At 50.5% G+C, this 1161-nt stretch carries 1 protein-coding gene; it reads left to right on the top strand.

Annotated features, from left to right (window positions below; genetic code table 11):
• Positions 1–160: 160 nt before the first annotated feature.
• Positions 161–1084, top strand: coding sequence for a branched-chain amino acid transaminase (locus tag KDK14_RS17200; protein ID WP_257266415.1), 924 nt, complete (start codon positions 161–163; stop codon positions 1082–1084).
• Positions 1085–1161: the final 77 nt, after the last annotated feature.

Below are 1161 nucleotides of genomic sequence, written 5' to 3'. Positions count from 1 at the left end.
CAGTGCCAGCACAAGGAGTCAGAAATATATGATTTCATATGGTTAGCTACTTATGTAATCCAAGACGGGCAATCACTCTTTGGCATCAGGGAAAAGTTGTGATCCAATAGCTACTTCAGGCTCTTTCACCTACAAAATAATTTAAATCTGGAGTTTCCCGATGTCTTTCGCCGATCGTGATGGCGTTATCTGGTTAGATGGGGAGTTAGTTCCCTGGCGTGAAGCCAAAACCCATGTCCTGACCCACACCCTGCATTACGGGATGGGGGTTTTTGAAGGTGTCAGAGCCTATAATACCCCCGAAGGCCCCGCCATTTTCCGCCTGAAGGAACACACTGACCGCCTGTTTCGCAGTGCCCACATCCTGAGAATGGCAATCCCCTACAGCAAAGAAGCTCTGAACGAAGCACAAAAGCTCGTCGTTCGTGAGAATGGGCTCGACGAAGCCTACCTGCGCCCTATGTGTTTTCTGGGCTCTGAGGGCATGGGGTTAAGAGCTGAAGGTCTTCAGGTTCATACCATGGCTGCTGCCTGGGAATGGCCCTCTTACCTGTCACCAGAAGCCCTTGAGCGTGGCATCAAAATCCGTACCTCGTCCTATACACGACATCATGTAAATATCACCCTGTGTAAAGCCAAGGCCAATGGTAATTATATGAACTCCATGCTGGCCCTGCGCGAAGCATTGGACAGTGGTTGTGAAGAAGCGTTGCTGCTGGATAATGAAGGTTATGTTGCCGAAGGCAGCGGTGAGAATGTCTTTATTGTGAAAGAGGATGGCATTCTCTATACACCGGAACTGACTTCCTGTCTGGAAGGCATTACCCGGGATACCATTATCCGGTTTGCCAGAGAGCTTGGCCTGGAAGTCCGGGAAAAGCGTATCACCCGTGATGAAGTGTATATCGCCCGGGAAGCGTTCTTTACCGGCACGGCTGCCGAAGTGATGCCCATTTGTGAACACGATGGGCGCAAGATTGGCTGCGGCAAGCGTGGACCTGTGACGGAAAAGCTGCAGTCCATGTATTTTGACCAGGTTCGTGGCAAACGACAGGAAAACCCTGAGTGGTTAAGTCTTTGCTGATTTAAAAGACAATGGCTAACTTCCTGGGAGGCTGTCCGAGAATAGCGCCCGTAGCGAGGATTGCGAGAAATTGAGGC

This window comes from Endozoicomonas sp. ONNA2 (assembly GCF_024606365.1).
Taxonomy (GTDB): Bacteria; Pseudomonadota; Gammaproteobacteria; order Pseudomonadales; family Endozoicomonadaceae; genus Endozoicomonas.
This window is presented reverse-complemented; position numbering and strand designations above follow the sequence as displayed.

Bases quoted from the DNA above. Each gene is read 5' to 3' on its own strand.
- KDK14_RS17200 (WP_257266415.1), top strand. From the start codon at position 161: ATGTCTTTCGCCGATCGTGATGGCGTTATCTGGTTAGATGGGGAGTTA.